Origin of the sequence: Brachybacterium sp. SW0106-09, from assembly GCF_001293905.1 — a bacterium.
In the GTDB taxonomy this organism is placed as follows: Bacteria; Actinomycetota; Actinomycetes; order Actinomycetales; family Dermabacteraceae; genus Brachybacterium; species Brachybacterium conglomeratum.
Window position 1 is genome coordinate 1 of the sequence record NZ_BCAK01000022.1, and the last position, 19,773, is coordinate 19,773.

21 protein-coding genes are annotated in these 19,773 nt (G+C 68.3%); 5 read left to right on the top strand and 16 right to left on the bottom strand.

Annotation, left to right across the window (positions count from 1 at the left end; all coding sequences use genetic code 11):
* Positions 1 to 28: 28 nt before the first annotated feature.
* From Y09_RS10570 to Y09_RS10580, 3 genes are all read right to left on the bottom strand, one after another.
* Positions 29 to 709, bottom strand: a complete 681-nt coding sequence (locus tag Y09_RS10570) for an SDR family oxidoreductase (RefSeq protein WP_053917679.1) — start codon at positions 707 to 709, stop codon at positions 29 to 31.
* A 78-nt stretch (positions 710 to 787) separates the two neighbouring features.
* On the bottom strand, positions 788 to 1,573 hold the full coding sequence (locus tag Y09_RS10575; RefSeq protein WP_053917680.1) for an ABC transporter permease: 786 nt from the start codon (positions 1,571 to 1,573) through the stop codon (positions 788 to 790).
* Positions 1,570 to 2,580 carry an ATP-binding cassette domain-containing protein gene (locus tag Y09_RS10580; RefSeq protein ID WP_053917681.1) on the bottom strand — a complete coding sequence of 337 codons (1,011 nt, stop codon included), beginning with the start codon at positions 2,578 to 2,580 and terminating at the stop codon, positions 1,570 to 1,572. Before Y09_RS10580 ends, Y09_RS10575 begins: the two co-directional genes overlap by 4 nt.
* Before the next feature lie 83 nt (positions 2,581 to 2,663).
* Between Y09_RS10580 and Y09_RS10585 the strand changes: the two genes are divergently transcribed.
* Complete coding sequence (locus tag Y09_RS10585; RefSeq protein ID WP_082358779.1) at positions 2,664 to 3,671, top strand: YafY family protein; 1,008 nt, start codon at positions 2,664 to 2,666, stop codon at positions 3,669 to 3,671.
* A gap of 255 nt (positions 3,672 to 3,926) precedes the next feature.
* Here Y09_RS10585 and Y09_RS10590 read toward each other — a convergent pair whose 3' ends face one another.
* The 3 genes from Y09_RS10590 to Y09_RS10600 all read right to left on the bottom strand — a co-directional run bounded on the left by Y09_RS10590 (position 3,927) and on the right by Y09_RS10600 (position 7,318).
* Positions 3,927 to 4,856: a phosphotransferase gene (locus Y09_RS10590; protein ID WP_053917682.1), complete on the bottom strand. Its 930-nt coding sequence runs from the start codon at positions 4,854 to 4,856 to the stop codon at positions 3,927 to 3,929.
* 118 nt (positions 4,857 to 4,974) lie between these two features.
* Positions 4,975 to 6,222 (bottom strand): MFS transporter, encoded by a 1,248-nt coding sequence (locus tag Y09_RS10595; protein ID WP_082358764.1) that lies wholly within the window; start codon positions 6,220 to 6,222, stop codon positions 4,975 to 4,977.
* A gap of 34 nt (positions 6,223 to 6,256) precedes the next feature.
* A complete protein-coding gene (locus tag Y09_RS10600) occupies positions 6,257 to 7,318 on the bottom strand; it encodes a MerR family transcriptional regulator (RefSeq protein ID WP_053917684.1) in 1,062 nt (353 codons plus the stop codon).
* 341 nt (positions 7,319 to 7,659) lie between these two features.
* Between Y09_RS10600 and Y09_RS10605 the strand changes: the two genes are divergently transcribed.
* A complete protein-coding gene (locus Y09_RS10605; RefSeq protein WP_053917685.1) occupies positions 7,660 to 8,310 on the top strand; it encodes a thermonuclease family protein in 651 nt (216 codons plus the stop codon).
* A 15-nt stretch (positions 8,311 to 8,325) separates the two neighbouring features.
* On the opposite strand, the gene Y09_RS10610 is transcribed toward Y09_RS10605, so the two are convergent.
* Entirely contained in the window at positions 8,326 to 8,703 is a 378-nt protein-coding gene (locus Y09_RS10610) for a hypothetical protein (RefSeq protein ID WP_053917686.1), read from the bottom strand.
* A 62-nt stretch (positions 8,704 to 8,765) separates the two neighbouring features.
* Here Y09_RS10610 and Y09_RS16870 point away from each other — a divergent pair, with 62 nt between their 5' ends.
* On the top strand, positions 8,766 to 9,164 hold the full coding sequence (locus Y09_RS16870) for an NUDIX domain-containing protein (protein ID WP_082358765.1): 399 nt from the start codon (positions 8,766 to 8,768) through the stop codon (positions 9,162 to 9,164).
* A gap of 130 nt (positions 9,165 to 9,294) precedes the next feature.
* Here Y09_RS16870 and Y09_RS10620 read toward each other — a convergent pair whose 3' ends face one another.
* Both Y09_RS10620 and Y09_RS10625 read right to left on the bottom strand, forming a co-directional pair.
* Entirely contained in the window at positions 9,295 to 9,843 is a 549-nt protein-coding gene (locus Y09_RS10620) for a hypothetical protein (RefSeq protein ID WP_053917688.1), read from the bottom strand.
* A 428-nt stretch (positions 9,844 to 10,271) separates the two neighbouring features.
* Positions 10,272 to 10,649 (bottom strand): hypothetical protein, encoded by a 378-nt coding sequence (locus Y09_RS10625; protein WP_082358767.1) that lies wholly within the window; start codon positions 10,647 to 10,649, stop codon positions 10,272 to 10,274.
* Between Y09_RS10625 and Y09_RS10630 the strand changes: the two genes are divergently transcribed.
* Positions 10,615 to 11,853, top strand: coding sequence for an MFS transporter (locus Y09_RS10630; protein WP_053917733.1), 1,239 nt, complete (start codon positions 10,615 to 10,617; stop codon positions 11,851 to 11,853). The two genes, Y09_RS10625 and Y09_RS10630, sit on opposite strands and share 35 nt — an antisense overlap.
* 151 nt (positions 11,854 to 12,004) lie before the next feature.
* On the opposite strand, the gene Y09_RS10635 is transcribed toward Y09_RS10630, so the two are convergent.
* The 6 genes from Y09_RS10635 to Y09_RS10655 form a co-directional block, all read right to left on the bottom strand.
* Complete coding sequence (locus tag Y09_RS10635; RefSeq protein WP_053917690.1) at positions 12,005 to 13,540, bottom strand: IS1634 family transposase; 1,536 nt, start codon at positions 13,538 to 13,540, stop codon at positions 12,005 to 12,007.
* A 90-nt stretch (positions 13,541 to 13,630) separates the two neighbouring features.
* Positions 13,631 to 13,876 carry a hypothetical protein gene (locus Y09_RS10640; RefSeq protein ID WP_053917691.1) on the bottom strand — a complete coding sequence of 82 codons (246 nt, stop codon included), beginning with the start codon at positions 13,874 to 13,876 and terminating at the stop codon, positions 13,631 to 13,633.
* A 283-nt stretch (positions 13,877 to 14,159) separates the two neighbouring features.
* Positions 14,160 to 14,543 carry an aldo/keto reductase gene (locus tag Y09_RS16880; RefSeq protein WP_082358768.1) on the bottom strand — a complete coding sequence of 128 codons (384 nt, stop codon included), beginning with the start codon at positions 14,541 to 14,543 and terminating at the stop codon, positions 14,160 to 14,162.
* 25 nt (positions 14,544 to 14,568) lie between these two features.
* Positions 14,569 to 15,333 (bottom strand): isocitrate lyase/phosphoenolpyruvate mutase family protein, encoded by a 765-nt coding sequence (locus tag Y09_RS10645; protein ID WP_053917692.1) that lies wholly within the window; start codon positions 15,331 to 15,333, stop codon positions 14,569 to 14,571.
* Between the two features lie 77 nt (positions 15,334 to 15,410).
* The gene (locus Y09_RS10650; protein ID WP_053917693.1) at positions 15,411 to 16,349 is read right to left on the bottom strand and encodes a cation diffusion facilitator family transporter; all 939 of its coding nucleotides are present in this window, start codon (positions 16,347 to 16,349) and stop codon (positions 15,411 to 15,413) included.
* Positions 16,346 to 16,792: a helix-turn-helix transcriptional regulator gene (locus Y09_RS10655; protein WP_053917694.1), complete on the bottom strand. Its 447-nt coding sequence runs from the start codon at positions 16,790 to 16,792 to the stop codon at positions 16,346 to 16,348. Before Y09_RS10655 ends, Y09_RS10650 begins: the two co-directional genes overlap by 4 nt.
* A gap of 360 nt (positions 16,793 to 17,152) precedes the next feature.
* Between Y09_RS10655 and Y09_RS10660 the strand changes: the two genes are divergently transcribed.
* On the top strand, positions 17,153 to 19,102 hold the full coding sequence (locus Y09_RS10660; protein WP_053917695.1) for a heavy metal translocating P-type ATPase: 1,950 nt from the start codon (positions 17,153 to 17,155) through the stop codon (positions 19,100 to 19,102).
* A 13-nt stretch (positions 19,103 to 19,115) separates the two neighbouring features.
* Here the strand turns inward: Y09_RS10660 and Y09_RS10665 are convergent, their stop codons facing one another.
* Positions 19,116 to 19,688: a CueP family metal-binding protein gene (locus Y09_RS10665; protein ID WP_053917696.1), complete on the bottom strand. Its 573-nt coding sequence runs from the start codon at positions 19,686 to 19,688 to the stop codon at positions 19,116 to 19,118.
* Positions 19,689 to 19,773 lie beyond the last annotated feature (85 nt).

The window sequence follows — 19,773 nt, forward strand, 5'->3', positions numbered from 1 at the left end:
CTGGAATCAGCGTGTCCACGAACAAGGGTCAGGCCCCGTCACCCATGCCGTGCGCAGCCAGTCGCTCGCGCTCTTCCTCCTCGGTCAGTTGGACATGCTTCAGATCGCGGCTGATTGCCGAGCCGATGATCGCTGTGCGCTCAGCGGGGGTCAGGGGATCGGGTCCGGTGAGCCGGTACTCCTGACCCCCGTGCCCGTTTTGGGTGAGGACGCATACGGCGACCGCCGCGATGTCGGCCTCATGCACGGCGACGGTGGGGTAGTTCGCCAGAGTGGACACGGTCCCGCTGTCGCGGATTTCTTCGATCCAGTCTTTCGCGTTGCCCATGAAATCGACGGGTTGAAGGATGGCCGATGCGATGCTGCTGCTCTCCAACGCGGCCTCGATACTGGTGGGGCTCCAGCCGCTGAGGACGCTGATGTGCTGGATGCCGGCTCTCTCGGCCAGCGAGATGATCTCTGCACCGTTGGTGAGGTCGGCACTGTCATCTCCGGCGAAGGTGATGAGGTGGAGTGCTTCCACCCCTTCGAAGGCGTCCTTGAGGCTCGCGACGTCGGTCAGGTCGCCCTGTCGCACGTCGACGCTGCCGGGAAGGGCGGCACGGTCGGGATTGCGTGTGAGAGCGCGGACCGTGTGGCCGGCCTCGAGGAGCTGATCGACGATGAGGCGGCCGATCTGGCCGGTCGCTCCGGTGACAAGGATGATCATTATCTGTCGCTTTCTTGAGGTGGCAGGCGAATGCCCGCCTTGCGGGCGGGGTAGTGCAGGCGGTGGCGCGAGCCGCGTCTATCGAGTGGAGGTGCGCAATGCGCGAAGTCCGATGACGAGGCCTAGGACGGCGGTGATGAGTGCGGCGAGGAATCCCCAGCCGACAAATGGCGTGGCGATATCCCCGGCGAAGAGAGAACGCTCGGCTGCGACGACGTGGCTGAGAGGGTTGATCTGCGATGCAATGCGCATCCAGGCGGGACCGTCGTCGAGCGGCAGAAGCATGCCCGAGAGGATCATCAGAGGGAACAGGATGGTCTGGTGGACCAGCCAGAACATCCACTCCTTGTGGCGAACAGCGATCGCTAGCGCGTAGCTCATGGAACCAATGCCGATACCGAGGACCCCTAGCAGCGCCAGCCCGATCAGAGCCCCGAGCGGGTCCGGGCGGAACCCGAAGGGCAACATCACCACGATGATGACCAGCGCCTGAGCGACCAGCGGTACAAACTCCTTCAGGGTTCGTCCCACGAACAACGACGAGCGAGACAGAGGCGTGACGAGCATCCGCTCGTGCGCACCTGTGGTGAGGTCCATCAGAAGGTTCGACCCCGTGGTGGCAGTGCCGAACAGGCTGGTCATGACAAGAATCCCAGGCACAAACCATGCCCACGCAGAGCCTCCATCCATCGTTGGGGCATCACCGGTCACGAGCGGCCCGAACAGGGCGATGAAGAACAGAGGCTGGATGAGGCCGAAGACCACGGAGAACGGATCTCCGAGGACGGGCCTGAGCTCTCTCGCCATTACCAGCAGCGTGTCGCGGGCGATGCTGCGGGGCCGTAAAGGGGTTGCAGTCGTCATCGCAGGGCCTCCTGAGGCGCGAGCTGAGGGGAAGTGGATTGGTCGTTCGAATCGCCCTGGTCGCGCAGACTGCGGCCCGTGAGAGCCAGGAACACGTCATCGAGAGTCGGGATATGCGCCTCGGCCGCTGTCACTGTCGCCTGCTGCCGCACGGCTTCGGTGATGAGCGCAGGCAGCGCAGCTCGTCCATCGGACACAGTGAGCGTGATCGAGGCCCCGTCCAGGGACACGCTTTTCACGCCGCGAAGAGCTTTCGATGTATTCGCGAACCTGACGGCGTCACCGGCTTCCGCGAGGGTCAGTGTCACGCTGTCGCCGACGTGCTCCTGTTTGAGACGCTCCGGGGTGCCATCAGCGATGATCTCGCCATGGTCGACCACCACCACGCGGTCGGCCATCCGGTCGGCTTCATCGAGATAGTGGGTGGTGATAAGGACAGTCATATTGGTGCGCTGACGCACCTGGGTCAGGTGGTCCCACAGCCGCACCCGGTTCTGGGGGTCAAGCCCAGTGGTCGGTTCGTCGAGGAACAGTAGCTGCGGATCATGGACGAGACCCATCGCGAGATCCAACCTCCGGCGCTGCCCACCGGACATCGCCACCGTCTTCCTCGATGTCAGCCCCTCAAGTCCGAGCATGCTCAGGACTTCCATAGCGCGGTGATGCGCTGCCGCGCGGTGAAGACCGAAGATGCGAGCTTGGGTGACGACCTCGTCGAAAACTCGCTGGCTGTGGCTCGCCCCATTTCCCTGCCCGACAAAGCCGATCAATCGTCGAACGGCATCCGGCTGCTTTGTCACGTCGAAGCCGGCGACCTCCGCGTAACCGCTGGTCGGGGGGAGCAGGGTGGAAAGCATTCGCATGAGGGTGCTCTTGCCCGCCCCGTTCGGCCCCAGCACCGCTATGGTCTCTCCGGCGTTCACGTGCAGGTCGATGCCGCGCACGGCATGGACCGCGTCCCCTTTTGGTCCTGGGAAGCTTCGGGTGAGCTGGTGGGTGGTGATCACGTCATCCCCTCTCGATGGATGACCCCCATGCTCTATGTACTTGTGGCCGCTATATGGCCGCAAATCCGCGTACCGTATTAATCATGGCCACGAGCACCCGGATCCTCGAACTGCTGGGTCTTCTGCAGAGCCGTCGACAGTGGCCGGCTACGGATCTCGCACACAGGCTCGGGGTCAGTGCGCGCACACTCCGCCGGGATATCGAAGGGCTTCAGGAGCTGGGGTACCCCATCGTGTCTACACGGGGGACCGGCGGGGGGTACCAGCTCACGGCGGGTGCATCCCTTCCTCCGCTGGTGCTCTCACAGGAAGAGGCTGCGGCTGTCGTCGTGGGCCTCATGCATGTCGCCGCTGGTGGAGCGGCGACTCATGGAGACGCAGCGCTCAGCGCCATGGCCAAGATTGTGCAGGTACTACCCGCCAAGATTCGCAACCGCATCAATAGCTTGGAGTCGATGACGGCGACGACCACCATCACGCAGAGCAGCGTGATCACCGACATCGCGGACCTGACCACTCTCTCCCTCGCATGCCGCGATAACGAGAGCGTCCAGTTCGAATACCGCGCCGCCAGCGGTGAGCACAGCGAGCGCCGCGTCGAGCCGTACCGCATCGTCAATGACACGCAACGGATGTACCTGATCGCGTACGACCTGAACCGGGCCGACTGGCGCACGTTCCGTATCGACCGCATGCGAAATCTCCAACGCACCGGACGTCCCTATGGTCGCCGGACACTGCCCTTCGATGACCCCGCCCTGTACGTGCGCCAGCAGCAGAGGAGTAGCGCAACCGGCCCCCAGGTCCGGATCACGATCCATGCCCCGACCGAGAGGGTTCAAGCCGAGCTGTCGGGCTACCTTGAGGTGATAGAGATCGACGCAGCAAGCTGCTCCGTATCGGGGCAACTCGTCCGGGGAGTCGACTCAATGCAGTGGATAGCGTTCGCACTAGGCGCCATTGGAGCCCCCTTCGTCGTCCACGAACCGCAAGAACTGACAGAGCATCTCGCAGGTTGGGGACGGCTGTTCCTGCAGCACACTGCGCTGGAACAGCCCCCGGATGTCGGCGCAAGCGATCCGTCCCGATGAGGTATACCCGACGGCGCAGATGTGTCACGAAACTGCCGATTCGGACCCTGTGGGACGGGGGAGCGTACGGTGCCGTAGCTGTCACACAGGGTGGTGTTCAGCGTGGCAGATGTGTCCAGTTGAGGTGTCACCAACTCGTGCAGCAGTCCCGGCCTCGCGGGAGGTGACTAGCGCTTTGGTGCCGAGTCCGGCGGCGATCACGAAGGGGGTGCCATTTTGGGGTGTTCCAGTTGGCTGAGCAGTCGCTCCTTGTGGTCAGTTCGTCTCAACGGCAGACACGTACTCGTCGAGCGCTTGGTGCAAGGCTAGGAGTCGGGTGCAGGTAGTGGAGACTTCCTGGAGCCCGAGGTGCGTGTGGGCTCGCTGCTCCGCGTTGTAGACGAGCCAGCCGCTCAGCGCTTCAACCCAGCCGCCGAAGACCCAGGGCTCGGCGGGGATCGTTTCGCCGGAGGATTCGGCGTAGGCGGCGAGCGTGCGGCGGAAGCCGGTGACGTCATCGCTCCAGTCCAGGCTGAGGGAGACGGCCTCGCGCGCGAAAGAGCGCGGGCCGGCTGCGTCCCAGTCCACGGCCAGTAGCCTCTCGCCAGCGAGAAGAGTGTTCTTGGGGTCGAGGTCGCCATGAGAGGCGACGAACCCGGTGAGCAGATCTTTGCTGGTGAGCGTCTTCGATTCGAGACGGGCAAGATCGGGCGCGGCCCGACGCAGCTGATCGGACACGTGACCTGGAAGCCCTGTGAGCCTGGCCAGAGCAGTCCACCTCCTGATCCCCATGAGCTCGTCCTCGAGGGGCCGCTGGACCACGTGCCCTGCCCGATGAATTTGCGCGAGAAGAAGGCCGGCGGCCGAGAGGTTCTCTGCGGGGTCCGGGACCGTGCCTTCGTGCCATCGGTGGGCTCGCAGCCAATGGCCGTCCACGCGAAGGAGCGCGCGGCCTTCGGGGGTTGCCTTGGGTTCAGGGCAAGGTACGCCTGTTCGGAACGCGTTGATCTCGATCTGGAAGGCGGCCTCGACGTTCGCTCGGAAGCCAGCGGTCTCTGCATGGGCGCGCATGACTTTCACGGCGTACTCACCTTCGGCGGTCGTCACGTGCCACATGTCGTTGGACAACCCGCCCACAACACGGGAGGTGGCCTCGACGCGACCGAGGCCAAAGCCTTCGGCGCCCCTCATCGCGATCGTTTCCATACGGTCGACCTTGGCTCACGTGCGGGGCGCCCGCAACAGGAATTAAGCGGGGGGCAGGGAGCATGTCTCGGCAATGCGCAAGCGAGGCGTCCGCCCCCGGGTATCGGCGTTCAGGTTCTCAGACCGAGGCTGTGGTTCGTGTTTCGGTGGTTGCGAGGGTGTTTCGTTGGCGTAGCCCGTGGGCTGCGGCAAGGGCTGCAGCCCCTGCCATGGCGGCGGTGACGATCAGGGCGGTAGAGCTGCGTCCTGTGCCTGACAGTCCCGCGAGGGGGATGTTCAGCAGTGCTGGTGGAGCTAGCTGGACGATGGCCATAAGTGACTGGAACCTGGTCAGCTGACCTGGGGGTGCGAGCCGGAGAAGGGTGGGCGCGATGTGGGTAGTGAAAGCAGCTGTCCCCACTCCCGTGAGGACTGACAGTGCGATGGCGACCGGCGCTGAGACCGGGAGGGCCAGCGCTGCCAGAGCAGCACAGATCATCAGAGGCCCTCCGATCATGGGGAGTGCCTGCTTAGAGATGGTCCCGGTGTAAGAGATCAGCAATGTCACGACGAGGGTGCCCGTGGCCCATCCAGCTTCGAGGAGGCTTGCTTGGGTAGCGCTCCAGCCGTGGGAGCGCGCCATGCTCGGCATGATGACCGCGACCGTGGGAAGCACCGCTGCGCACACCAGTGCCACAGCCACCAGGAGGGGCCAGATGCGCAGCTCGTGAGCAGACGCGATTCCTGTGGCCAGCGCACGCCAGATCCCTGTACCGCTGGAGGTTGCGGATGCCTTGCTGCGGTCCGACCGGGGGTGGATCGAGCAGAGCACCACGAGAGACAGCCCGACGACGGCCGCGTTCGCACCGAAGATCGCCATCAGGGGAAGTGCCGTGATCGCGAGTCCGCCGACGCCAACCCCGAGGATTCGAGCAGCGTGGAGGCTGCCGGAGATGCGGGCCAGAGCCCGCGCGAACTGGTCCTCATGGGTGATCAGGAGACGCGGCAGGACAACCGCGGCGGGTTGCTGGAAGGCCGAGATGACGGCAGTCGCTCCGGCGGCGACTGCCAGGAACGCCACGCCGGAGGAGGTGATTGACAGCCCTGCGAGCACTGCCAGGGCCGCGAACTGGATGGCAGTCGTGGCGATGAGGAGGCGGCGTGGGCCGTGCCTGTCACCGAGCGCTCCGCCGAAGAGCATGAGCAGGATGCGAGGCACGACCGCGAGGGTGCTGACGATCGCGACAGCTGCTGGGCCGTGGCTGGTCGCGGTCCAGATCAGCGCGAAGGCGAGCATGGAATCGCCAGCCGCGGAGATGGTCGAGACGACCCACCAGAGGTGGAACTGTGCTGGGAGTCGGCGGGATGTGGGGGAGGGAGTCGACATGCCCGCCACCGTGGGGTTTCGAGCTACTTGAAGGTCAAGGCCGCATCGGCATCACGAGGCAGGTCATGGCGTCCTGAAGTGGCGACTGGACGCGGACGGGCGTGGTGTCGTCGACGAGACCGAGAAGGGTTTCGGGGCCCTGGCAGATCGAGACGGCCGACGCGAGGAGCGCTGACTGCATTTGGATCGTGGGGGCCGAGGCGCCGTCGGAAGCCACGGTGATCCAGCCTTCAAGGCGCTGGCCGTCTTCGCTGACGATCTCTGCGTGGTGGGCATCGATCTGTACGTGGCCGTCGGCTGCAGGTCCGCGAAGGAAGTCTTCGAGCATCGGTGAGGCGAACCCGGCGATCGCGCGGATGGGAGGCTGTGTCGAGATGAGCAGGCTGAGATCGGGAACAGCGCGCTCGATCGAGTCCGCTTCCATCAACACCTTCCCGTAGTGGTCGAGGAGGCGTAGTTGGCTTCCGACGATCTCGATGGCGACCTCTGCTCGCTGCGCGCATGCCGACGCTGCAGCTGCTGCTGCATCCGGTGTCGTCATCACTCGTGCCTCGCCGTCGCTCTCGCTCAGACGAAGTTCCCGGTAGGCCAGCCAGTACCGATCGGTGGCAATGAGCTCGAGTTGGCCGTCCTGGAAAGCCCACACGAGACCGGAGACGTCTTCTGTGGCATCGGAGGTCGCCGCGATGACCTGGCCGATAGCGGAGGCGAGCACGGTGCCCGGTAGTACAGCTCGCGCAGCCTGGGGAGCCTGCGCTGCGCCATGGATGCTCTCGCGAAGGGCGACCAGGTCCAGCTCTCGCTGACGAGTCTGAGCGCTGTGGGTCGCGATGACTCTGTCGATCAGTTGGGTCGCCTCGGGCGCTGATGCCTCCAGGATGTCCCTCATCATCGGAACCGGAACGCCTGTGGCTCGCATCCTTCGAACGAGGACCCCAGCCTCGATCTGGGACGGTGCGTAGTAGCGGTACCCGGTGAAGGAGTCGACTTCGGCAGGAACGAGAACGCCCTCGGAAGCGTAGAAACGCAACGCGCTTCCGGGGATCCCGACCGCTCGAGAGAACGTGCTGATCGTCAGAAGGCGTTCATCGTTCACTGCAGAATCGTGGCATACCAGCCGCCCGACGTTCGCCCTCCTCCGCTTGTAGGCGCATGGTCAGAGACGGGGCTCGGACTGTACTTCTGGGGTATACCCCGTGCAACAGATGTGTCGCAAAAATGCGGAAACGGGCCCTACTGGCAACCGTAAGCGACTGCTGAGTAACTGTCCTGGTGGGGCGCCCCAGTTTGGTGCACACCCGTCGACACCGAGGCTGACAGGGATCTTCGCTCAGTCTCCCGGCTCGCGCGGCTAGCTCGAGAAGTGGCACTCTGGTCGTAGACGCTGGGACCGCGAGCACCTCGCGGCTCTCTCCCGATTCTCTGAGGGGCCCGATCATGAGCACCTTCACCCGCCGCGACATCATCCTCGCTCTGACCGCTGGCGCGGTCACCGCGGGCGCCGTCACCATCGCGCGAGACCCCAGCGTCCTCGACTACTTGGGCCATCACGCGAGGTACTTGGGTCGCGGCGGCGACCTGGACCGCCCGCGCGACTTCCGCTGGCTCCGCGAGCTGATCATTCCTCCGAACCGTGAGCTGCGCACAGTGGACGGCGTGATCGACGCCGAGACCATCGAAGTGAGCGACGGGCGCGGCAGCGTGTCGCGGGTGCGGTTGATCGGCATCTACGCCCCATTGGTTGGACAGCAGGGCGAGGAGCCCGAGTGCGGCGCGGATGAAGTGACCGCGTTCGTCGCCGACCTGCTGCCCGCCGGCACACCCGTCTACCTGGTGCATGACAGCCACGCGGAGGACAAGGACCAGCATGGCCGGCTCCTGCGCTACGTCGAGACCGTGGACGGCACCGACGTTGGCCACCTGGTTCTCTCCGAGGGGTACGGGGTCAACTGGAACCTCAGCACAGACCCTGCATTCGACCGCTTCGAGGACTACAACCACGCCGCGGTCATCGCCCTTGACCACAACAGAGGATCCTGGGCCAGCTGCAGCGCGGAGGACTTTCCCCCGCAGAAGAGTGGACCATAAACGTTCGCTGATGGGTCAGCGCTGCGCGGCCTCCCATCCGCCGATGAGCACTCGATGATCCGCGTCGGCCATCGGCTTTGCGTGGCCAGGTCGTGGATGCTCAGGCAGCTGATGGAGCGCCACGGGTACGTGATCCAGGCCAAGCCGCAGAGCCACCGCGATTCGGTGGTTCCCGTCGAGGGTGGCAAAGACCTGATTAAACCCGAGATCGAGCGGCACGAGGATTCCCCGCTGACCGATGTCAGATGCGAGGCGGTCGAGGTGCGCAGGAGTATCGACCAGCGCCGAACCGACGACCTCCCGGTCCACGGCTCTGTATCGAGCCACCAAGGCGGTGGGGAGCTGGACGGCCGCTCTTCGCATCGCGCGAGCGTACCAACGAGACTGTTCCATCAGCGTTCCATCTGGGCTGATCTGCCGTCGACTGGTCCAATCCCCCAACCGGCAGGAGCCCCATGCGAATCCGCAGTGTCGCCGTGGTGATTGAACGTGGAGAGTTACTGGTGATCGCCCGTCGGAAGAATGGCCGTGAGTACTACGTCCTTCCGGGAGGCGGCATCGAGGCCGGGGAGACTGCTGGCGAGGCGTGCGTGAGAGAGCTTCAGGAGGAGACCGGCCTGCACGGGCAGGTCGCCACCGAACTGACCCCTCAGGTACTTGCTGAATCCGCTGTCTACTTCCGGGTCACGGCGCCCCACCAGGCACCTTCGCTTGGCGGACCAGAAGCCGCTCGATCCAGCGAATGCAACTCGTATATGCCCCGATGGGTGCCGATAGCAGAGCTCGACCACATCAACCTCGTACCCGACCACGCGCGTGATGCCGTGCGGAGGCACCTAGACCGGCCGAGCTGACCTACGAGGGTCCGCACCATGAACGGTCGGCTCTAGCGCTGGCCTGCTGCGACCTCAGGGCGGCGGGTAGGTGTAGCGAAGCTGCCCGCTCCTTATCCCGATACTTCCGACGAGGTCGAAGCCATGAGGTTCACCGGCTGGTTGAGCGGCCTGGGTCCCAGTCGAGGACTCGACGGCACAGCTCCTCGACCGGCTGCGAGGAGTCGAGCCGGAGAACCGGCGTCGGACGGCGTTCAAGCCAAGCCTCCTGGGATCGAAGGCTTCGGCTCGGAGACGAGGGGTCGTCATAGCCCGCAGCCCACTTCAGGAACTCCCGCGAAGCGTCCTCCTCCAAACCCTCCACGCGGCGGCGCAGTCGCTCGCGTGCCTCTAGCCTCCGCATGCGCTCCTGTGGATCGATGGTCAGGAAGATCGTCGCGTCACAGAGGGAGACGATCGACTCTCCCCAGCTCGTCATCGCACCTGAGAGAACCCACGCCGTACGGGGCGCAAAGATCTGGCTCATGAGGTTGACCCGCTCGGGGACAGCCCGCGGCGTGGTGAACGCAGGCTCGGTCGGCATCCAGAAGTAGTCGTCGCTGTCGGCGTGGGGTACGGACCACACCGTCGCGATCGCGCGCCCCAAGGTAGTGGCACCTGCTCCGCTCGCGCCCATCACGTTGAGTCGGCATGGCTCCATGCTCCCAGTATCGGTGAGACCTCAACGCGGCGGGCCGTGTGGGCCATCCGGCCAAATTTATTCCGTTGGGGTATACCCCAACACGACACTCCGAAGAGGCGGCCCCTGCGGTTGCCGATAGGGTCCGCGGCAGATGTTCTTGGGCGCATCTGTTCACCGCAGCCGCCCGACCACCTCAATGGTGCACTATCGCGGAAAGGGGGCCGGCTCGGGCGCTTTCGGACGGCTCGTCGCCAGACTGGGATGGTGGGAAGGCCCCATGCACGCAGCATTTTGCCCGCGGAGCGTCGTGCCCAGCGCGGTGCCGCGCCCGGGCGCCGCGTCGGTCACGAGGCGGTTCCTTGCGACTCGAGCCGCTGGCGCATGCCGTGCAGTCCGAAGCCCTCTCGACGTCGGCCATCGGACCGCCGAACGAACGCCTGGGGAGCTCAGCGCTCCACGAGCACCCCGTCCGCGTCGGCGACGAGGCGGGCCGCTGGCCGGAGGTTCACGCCCCCGAACTCCACGGGCGCGTCGACCGACTCCTGGGAGCTCTTCGTGGGCGTCCGGGGATTCTCGCCCGGGGCCTTGACCCCGAGCGGCAGCGTGCGCGGCACGGCGACATCGTGCACGGCACCGTTGATCACCACGCCGGACCAGCCGTTCTCCACGGCGAGGGCGGCGATCATGTCGCCCATGACCGCGCGGCGCAGGGCGCCCGCCCCGTCGATGGCCAGGACCGCTGCCGGACGGTGCGTGCCGACCGGCCGACTCCTGCGTACGCTCGTCCGGGTGACTTCCTCGCCCGCGGCTCCCGCGCCCGGCATCTCCCTGCGCCGGCGCCGCTTCGCGCTCTACGCCCTGTTCCTGCTGCCGGGACTGAGCATGGCCGCGTGGGTCACCCGCACCCCCGCGGTGCGTGACCTGCTGGACGCCTCCACCGCGCAGATGGGGCTGGTGCTCTTCGGCCTCTCGATCGGGTCGATGCTGGGGATCCTCTCCTCCGGTCCGCTCGTGATGCGGCTCGGCACGCGGCCCGTGGTGCTCGCGGGCTCGTCGCTGGTGGTCGTCGCGCTGCCGGCCATCGCGCTCGGCGCCTCGACGGGACAGACGCTCCTCACCGCTTTCGGCCTCGCGCTGTTCGGCGGAGGGATGGGCGGCGGCGAGGTCGCCATGAACGTCGAGGGCGCCGACGTCGAGAGGCTCGGCGGGCGCTCCTTCCTCCCGTCCCTGCACGGCTGCTTCAGCCTCGGCACGGTGATCGGCGCGGTGCTCGGCATCGTCGCCAACGGCGCGGGCTTCCCGGTGGTGCCCCATCTGGTGGCGACGGCCGCCGTCGCCGCGGGGCTGCTGCTGTGGGCGATGCGTGCGATCCCCACCGGGACCGGGAGGGTCACCGCCGCCGAGCACGCCGCGCAGGCGGCGACGCCGCGACCGGCGATATGGAAGGACACGAGGCTCGTGTGCATCGGCGGGGTCGTGCTCGCGATGGCGCTCGCCGAGGGCACCGCCAATGACTGGCTCCCGCTGATCATGGTCGACGGGCACGGCTTCGGCGCGACCATGGGCTCGCTCGTTTTCGCGCTCTTCGCGGCCTCGATGACGATCGGCCGCTTCTCCGGCGGGCCGATCGTGGAGCGCGTCGGCCGCTCCCGCGTGCTGCTGGTCAGCGCTCTGTTCGCCGCGACCGGCCTCGCGCTCATCGCCTATGTGGACAGCCAGGCCGTGGCCGTCGCGGCGGTCGTCCTGTGGGGCCTCGGCGCCTCCCTCGGCTTCCCGCTCGCGCTCTCCGCCGCCGGGGGCTCCGGCCCGGACTCCGCCGCGCGCGTCGCCCTCGCCTCGGTGATCGGCTATCTCGCCTTTCTCGTCGGCCCGCCGACGCTCGGGTTCCTCGGCGAGGAGATCGGGCTGCGCGGCGCGCTCGTCGTCCCCCTCGCGGTCGCGCTCCTCGCGGCGGTGCTCAGCCCCGCCACCGCGTCCCGTCGGCCGACGGCGGAGGAGCAGCTGGGGAGCGTCGCCGACATGCGCTGAGGGTCGGCGGTGTCGCCGGCGCTCTCACCGCTGCCGACGCACGACCCTCCTCGCCTCAGCCCCCGAACAGCCCGCCGAGGTCGACCTCCGAGACGATCCATCCGGCGCTGGTGGCGAGGAGCAGCAGGCCTGCGACCTGAGTTGGACCTCTTTAGTGTGTCAGTGCATCAAGTACGTGTCGGGCATCGTCGGTGAGCTCGGGCGTCGCGGTGATCTGCTGGCCCGCGACGCTGATGGTGACGTCTTGCAAGGGTCGTAGCGTGCGGATGATCTTGCGGATGCTGAACCCGGTCTTGTTCTGCATGAATCGCGCGATAGCCAGTGCGGTGAACACGATTGTGAGGTGGGCTTCGATCGCGTCGCGTTGCCGGTGGAACATGGGCCTGGCCTGCAGATCTGTCTTGCTCATCCGGAATGATTGCTCGACGTGCCAGAGGTCGTGATAGCTCGAGATGACCTCCGCCGCCGGCATCACGCTGGCGGGGATGTTGGTGACGTAGCCTTTCAAGCCGACCAATCCACGGGCTCGTGCGAGGGACGCTTCGTCGAGGGTGCGGCCCGCGGCGGTGGTCTTCACGAACCTGGTCGACTTCACTGCCGCCTCCCCGTCGATGACCGCGCGGGCGCGGTTCTCCTGCGCGGTCAGCGTGTGCCCGTCCCGGGTGGCGCGCTTCTTCGAGAACGCCCAGACGGCGCGCCAATGCCCGGGATGCTCCTGCGGGCCCCAGACCGGCTCTTTCCGTCGCTGCTTCGTCTCGGTCTTCGTGTTGCCGTGGCGGGGCGTGATCGTGTCGATCAACTGCCCGTCCTGGAATGCGTCCCCGTGCCAGTGGAAGTGATTCGCCAGGTCGCCAGGGGCTTTGACCTGTCGTGAGCCGACGATGAACTTCAGTCCAGCCTCGTCCAGCGCGGTCAGGTTGGTCGTGGAGAGCATCCCGGCATCGGCGACGACGACCATGTCGGCGAGGTTGTGGCGGGCCTGGAACTGCTTGATGATCGGCACGATCGTGCGGGTCTCGGCATGGTTCCCCTCGAAGCAGCCGATCTCCAGCGGGAAGCCGCTGCGGTCGACCAGCAGCCCGACCACGATCTGCGGATCCACTCGGCGTTCTTTCGAATAGCCGACCTTCCGCAGTTCGTCCTCGTGCTCCGCCTCGAAGTAGAGCGTGGTGACGTCATAGAGCACCAAAGAGATATCACCGCTGGTAGCGGCGTGCTCGAAGCACTTCGTGGCGACCTGGTCGCAATACTCGCGCTCCAAGATCCGTGCCAGACAGCGCTTCATTGTCGAGCGGTGCACGGGATCCATGCCGATGTCGTCGAGCACGCGAGCGCAGTCGCTCATCGAGGTCGGCTCGATCAGTCGAGCAGCGACGAGCTGGAAGAACGCCTCATCCGCGATCACGCCGAAACCCAGGTCCGTCCACGCTGACCGGAGCGTCTCCAGCAGCTGGCGGGAGCGTTTCGAGTGGACCACCGCTGACTGCGGATCCTGCGAAAGTCCCAGGTCAAAAACCTCTTGGCCCGCATTGATCTTGTCCCGGCCGGCGCTCATCAACGCAGCGAGCTCCGCCTCGGTATGTGCGGAGCCGAGGTGCTCGAGGACCACGTCCCGACGGTTCTTCCGCTCGGCGATCTGCACGGCCGTCGCCCCCGACGCCGTCTTCACCTTCCGCAGAAGCACCACGCCGTTAGTGTGTCATCCACTCGGACCGTCAACGCCTTCACCAGGGGCAATACCTTCAGAATCGGCTTCCAGCCTCGAGAGAGGTCCAACTCAGGTGGCGAGGAGCAGCAGGCCTGCGAGGATCCAGCCCAGCATGGCCAGCAGGTTCAGGAGGATCCCCCAGCCGGCGCGGCCGCGGGCGAAGGGCTCGTCCCCGCGGGACATGAACCCGAGGACCAGCCCGAGGACCGGAGCGATCAGCGTCCATCCCGCCAGCAGCGAGCAGATCCCGAGCAGCAGGCTCGCGGTGCCCTTGCCGGTGCCGTGGTGGACGGCGGGTGCGTAGGTGGCGGTCATGGGATGCCCTCCTGGTGGTCGATGCGCGCCCAGATCCCTGAGCGTGGTCGCCAGCGTAGGAACGGGGCGGAGGCCGACGGATCGGACCGCGGGATGGCGGAGGGTCCCCCTGCGGTCTGATCTGCGCGAGGGCCCTGGTCGCCGCAGGGTCGTCGGACTGCCGAGACGGGACCGACCAGTAGGCCGCTGCTCATGGATCGCACCCAGGTGCCGGACGAGCCGCTCTACGTCCTCGCCGACCCGGAGGGCCACCCGTTCTGCCTGCTGGTGGGGTGAGCCGCCGTCACCAGGCGTAGGCCTCCGGGGCCGGACCACCCGGGCCGGGGAGGATCTCGTCGAGAGCCGCGAGGTCGTCCTCGGACAGCGCGATGTCGACCGCCTCGATCGCGGAGTCCAGCTGCTCGATGGTGCGCGGGCCGATGATCGGACCGAGCACGCCCGGGCGGTGCAGCAGCCAGGCGAGCGCGACCTGGCAGGGGGCGAGCCCCCGGTCCTCGCAGAAGGCCTCCCAGCGGTCCCGCTGTGCGGTGAGCGCCCCTTGTGGTCCTTCCCGCCGTACACGTCGGCGGTGTTGATGAGGGTCACGCCCTGCTCGAGGGCGCGGTCCAGGATCGCGAGCAGGATCCGCCGTGGGAAACCCTATTCCCGGAGTGCGGTGGAGGACCAGTGCCGCCCGGTCCGTGGAGGGCCGCTCAGCGCCAGGCCGCGGTGACCTCGTCGAGGTGGGCGCCCAGGGCCGCCTGCAGCAGCGGGCCGAAGCTGACGCGGCGCACGCCGAGCTCCGACAGTCGGGCGAGGGTCAGGCCGTCCGGGATCGCGCCCTTCGCCGGGTGGGCGGTGACGTTCAGCGGCGTGCTCACGGCGGCGAGCAGCGCCTCGAGCGTCGCGGTGTCCGGCACGCCCACCGGGTACAGCGAGTCCGCCCCCGCCTTCTCGAGCAGGTTCAGCCGCGTGATCGCCTCGGCGAGCCGGTCCGGGATCTGCTCCTCGGTCGTGAACACGTCGGTGCGGGCGTTGATCACCAGGTGCACCCCGGTCTCGTCGGCCGCCCGGCGGATCCCCGCGATGTAGTCGGCGTGCTCCTGTGCTCCGCGCAGCCGGTCCTCGGAGTGGACGGTGTCCTCGATGTTGACGCCGACGGCGCCCGCCTCCAGCACTCGCTCGACGAGCTCGGCCGGGGCGGTGTCGTAGCCGGACTCCATGTCCGCCGAGACGGGGACGTCCACAGCCCCGGCGATGCGGGCGATGCCGGCGAGGGCCTCGTCGAGGCTCATCTGCTCGCCGTCGCCGGAGCCCAGCGAGTCGGCAAGAGGGTGGCTGCCGATGGTCAGCGCCTCGAAGCCGGCCTCGACGGCGGCACGGGCGGACCAGGCGTCCCACACGGTGGGGAGCACGACGGGGGCAGGCTGGTGATGGAGGGCGAGCAGGGTCTCGGCGCGTGCGCTCAGCTTCGTCATGCGGCCAGGACACTCCACCCGGGACGAGCGGTCAAGGGTCGTCTGCGCGTCGAATTGCGGGCTCGACCGTGCCTGGCTCAGGCGTGCAGGGTGCGGGCCGCCTCGCGGGCGTGCACGTCGGGGCTCTCCATCTGGATGGTCGCGTGCTCGAAGGCGACGGGGAAGTGGGTGCGCACGCACTCGTGGACCTCCTCGAGGATCTCCATCGCATGCGACGAGCCGAAGCACTCCTCGGCCACCACCACGTGCGCGGAGAGGATCGGCAGGCTGCTGCCGACGTTGGAGGCGTGCAGGTCGTGGACGTCCTGGACGTGCTCGAGGGCCAGCAGGTGCTCGCGCACCTCGTCGAGGTCCACGCCCTCGGGGGTGTACTCCATGAGGATCCGCAGGGTGTCGCGCAGGATCCGCACCGCGCGCGGCACGATCAGCGCCGCGATGAACAGGCCCGCGAGCGCGTCGGCCTGCTGGAAGCCGGTGCAGCGGATGACCAGCGCCGCGACGATCACGCCGAGGGAGCCGAGCGCATCGTTGGCGACCTCGAGGAAGGCGGCCTTCATGTTCAGGCTGGTGTCCTTGCCGCCGGCGAGCACGAGGATCGCCACCAGGTTCACCGCGAGCCCGACCGCGCCGAAGACGAGCAGCTCCGTCGAGGCGATCTCGGGCGGGGAGGCGAGGCGGCGCAGCCCCTCGATCGCGGAGTAGGTGCCGACGACGATCAGCAGCGTCGCCTGGGCGAGCGCGGCGAGCACCTCGATCCGGGCGAAGCCCCAGGTGCGGGCGGGGCTCGCGGGACGCAGCAGCATCGTCGCGGCGATCAGCGCGACCAGCAGCCCGGAGGCGTCCACGAGCGCGTGCGCCGTATCGGTCAGCAGGGCGAGAGAGCCCGTGACCACGCTGCCGACCGCCTGGGCGAGGACGATCAGGGCCGTCAGCCCGAAGGCGATCGCGAGGCGGATACGGCCGGTGGTCGGGGAGGCGTGGCTGTGACCATGGCCGTGAGTGTGCGAGGCGGTCATCGGGGGCCGGCCTCGCCGAGCGGGATGCCGTCGTCGGGCGGGCCGCTCGCGTCGAGCGGGTCGCCTTCGTCGGCCGGGCCGCCGCCGACGCGCGGGTCGTGCAGGTGCTCGTGGACCGTCGGTGCCGCGCCTGCGCCGGACAGCATCGCGGCGGCGAGGGCGAGCAGGGAGCGCAGCCGCTCCGGATCGGTGAGCGAGAACCAGGAGGCGCGGCCCTCGCTGCGGCTGCTGATCAGCCCGCAGTCCCGCAGGCAGGCCAGGTGCTTGCTGACCGTCGACTGGGCCAGGTGCAGGTGGTCGACCAGGTCCCGCACCCGGTGCTCCCCGGTGGAGAGGTGCTGGAGCAGCGCGAGTCGGGTCGGCTCGGCCAGGGCGTGGAAGAGCGCGGCCTGGGACTCGTCCACGTCGAAGAGCGGGGGAGAGGATTCCATCGGCATCGCCATGCGGCGATCATATCGATGATTGACGATGAATGGGAGGGGGGCGGCATGGGGGCTCGTGGCGACTTCCGTGTACGTCATGTGCTTCATGTACGTGATGTACGTGGATATCTTCGACGACTCCCCGGCTCGGAGGCTGACGGTCGGCGTTCGGCGGGGAGTGGTGGGTGACGTCGGGCCCCCACACTTGGCCAATACCCCCTCGGGGTATAGGGTCGCGGTAGGAGCACACAGCACGAGGGGCACGGACGGCAGGACTCCCACGTCGCTCTCGGCGTCGAGGGCGGCGATCGACGCACGCACGAGCACGGCGGGCATCACGGCCATGGCGGGCACGGTGATCATGTCGCGCAGTTCCGTCGGATGTTCTGGATCATGCTGGTGCTCGCGGTGCCGGTCGTCGGCCTCTCGCCGATGTTCGCGGACCTGATCGGCTACACGATCCCGCACGTGCCGGGCCTCGGCTGGATCGCACCGATCCTCGGCACCGTCATGTACGTGTGGGGCGGAAAGCCGTTCCTCAGCGGCGGGCTCTCCGAGCTCCGCTCCCGCGCGCCGGGGATGATGCTGCTGATCAGTCTCGGCATCACCGTCGCGTTCCTGTCCTCCTGGGGTGCGACCCTGGGCCTGCGCCATCACGAGCTCGAGTTCTGGTGGGAGCTCGCGCTGCTGATCGTGATCATGCTGCTCGGGCACTGGATCGAGATGCGCTCCCTCGCGCAGACCTCCTCCGCGCTCGACTCCCTCGCCGCGCTCCTGCCCGATGAGGCCGAGCGGATCGAGGGCGACCAGATCGTCACCGTCGCCCCTTCCGACCTGCGCACCGGCGACCTCGTGCTGGTCCGCCCCGGCGCCTCCATCCCGGCCGACGGCACCGTCGTCGAGGGCCGCGCCGACGTCGACGAGTCGATGATCACCGGCGAGTCCCGGACCGTGGAGCGCACGACGGGGGACCGCGTGGTCGCCGGCACCGTCGCGACCGACTCGAACCTGCGCATCGAGGTCACCGAGACCGGCGAGAGCACCGCGCTCGCCGGCATCCAGCGCCTTGTCTCCGAGGCGCAGTCCTCCTCCTCCCGCGCCCAGCGGATCGCGGACCGCGCCGCCGCCTGGCTGTTCTGGTTCGCGCTCGGCGCCGCCGTCATCACCGCGCTCGTCTGGGCGCTGCTGGGCATGCCCGACGACGCGGTCATCCGCACCGTCACCGTGCTGGTCATCGCCTGTCCCCACGCCCTGGGCCTGGCGATCCCGCTGGTGGTCTCGCTCGCGACCGAGCGAGCGGCTCGCGCCGGCGTGCTCGTCACCGACCGCCTCGCCCTCGAGGGCATGCGCACCGTCGACACCGTGCTGTTCGACAAGACCGGCACCCTCACCCGCGGCGAGCCCGAGCTCTCCGAGATCGCCGTCACCCCCGGCAGCGGGCTCGACGCGCCGACGCTCCTGGGGCTGGCCGCCGCAGCCGAGTCCGAGAGCGAGCACCCGCTCGCCGGCGCGATCCGCGAGCGGGCCGCGGCCGACGGGGTCGCCGTCCCCGCCGCCTCCGAGGTCGCCTCCGCCCCGGCGCTCGGCGTGAGCGCGCAGGTCGACGGGCACGAGATCCGCGTCGGTGGTCCGCGCCTGCTCGAGGAGACCGGCGCCGCCGAGCTCGAGGAGGCCCCGGCCTGGCGCGAGGAGGGCGCGATCGTGCTGCACGTGCTGCGCGACGGCGAGGCCGTCGGCGCCCTGAAGCTCGCCGACGCGGTGCGGGAGGAGTCCCGCGAGGCGATCGACGCCCTCCACGCCCGCAACATCCAGGTCGTCATGATCACCGGCGATGCGCGGGACGTCGCCGAGCACGTCGGCGCTGAGCTCGGCATCGACCGGATCTTCGCCGGGGTGCGCCCCGAGGACAAGGCGAGCCGCGTCGCCGCGCTGCAGGACGAGGGCCGCAAGGTCGCGATGGTCGGCGACGGCGTCAACGACGCCCCGGCCCTCGCCCGGGCCGACGTCGGCCTCGCGATCGGCGCCGGCACCGACGTCGCGATCGGCTCAGCCGGGGTGGTGCTCGCCTCCTCCGACCCGCGCTCGGTGCTCTCGGTGATCGAGCTGTCGACCGCCGCCTACCGGAAGATGCGGCAGAACCTGTGGTGGGCGGCCGGGTACAACCTGATCTCCGTCCCGCTCGCCGCCGGGGTGCTCGCCCCGATCGGGTTCGTCATGCCGATGAGCGTCGGCGCGCTGCTGATGAGCGCCTCGACCGTCGTGGTCGCACTGAACGCACAGCTGCTGCGCCGCCTGGACCTGCGGCCCGAGGCGGTCGCCGTCCGGCGCTGAGGCCCTGCCTTGCTCAGGCCCCCAGCTGCATCGTGGTGATGCAGGTGGGGGCCTCGGCGTCGGTGCGCAGCGTCGTCGTGGCCTCGCCGGCCTCTCCGGCGAGGGTGAGCGTGAGCTCCGCGTCCCGGGGCAGCCACAGGCCCAGGAAGCCGTTCGGCGCGGTGGTGCGCTCCTCGTCGATCAGGACCGCCCCGGAGGCGTCCTCGCCCCGCACCGCGAGCTCCTCCTCCGCCAGCTCGCCGAGGCACGTGGTGAGGCTGTGGAGGAAGCACTCATGGGTGCCGGACACGAACGGCGCGACCGAGACGTACAGCTCCTCCGCGGGCAGCTCGAGGGTCGCCTCCCGCCCGGCGGCGTCGGAGAGGGTGAGCACGTCGGTGCCGACGGAGGCGAGCAGCTCCGAGGGCCGCTCGTCGAGCGGCAACGCCTCGAGCGCGTCGATCACCTCGCGGGCCGTGCCGGCGGGAAGGTCGTGGGCGGACAGCAGCTCCTCCGCGGCCGACGGGCCGGCGGAGCAGCCGGCGAGCACCAGCGGGGTCGCGGCGAGGGCGGCGAGCAGGGTGCGACGCGGCAGGGCGACAGTCATCGGAGGATCCTTCGGGACGACGGCGAGAACCCCCCGACCATACCTGGGCAGGGTATACGCGAGCTGGGACCGCGGTCCCGCGGCC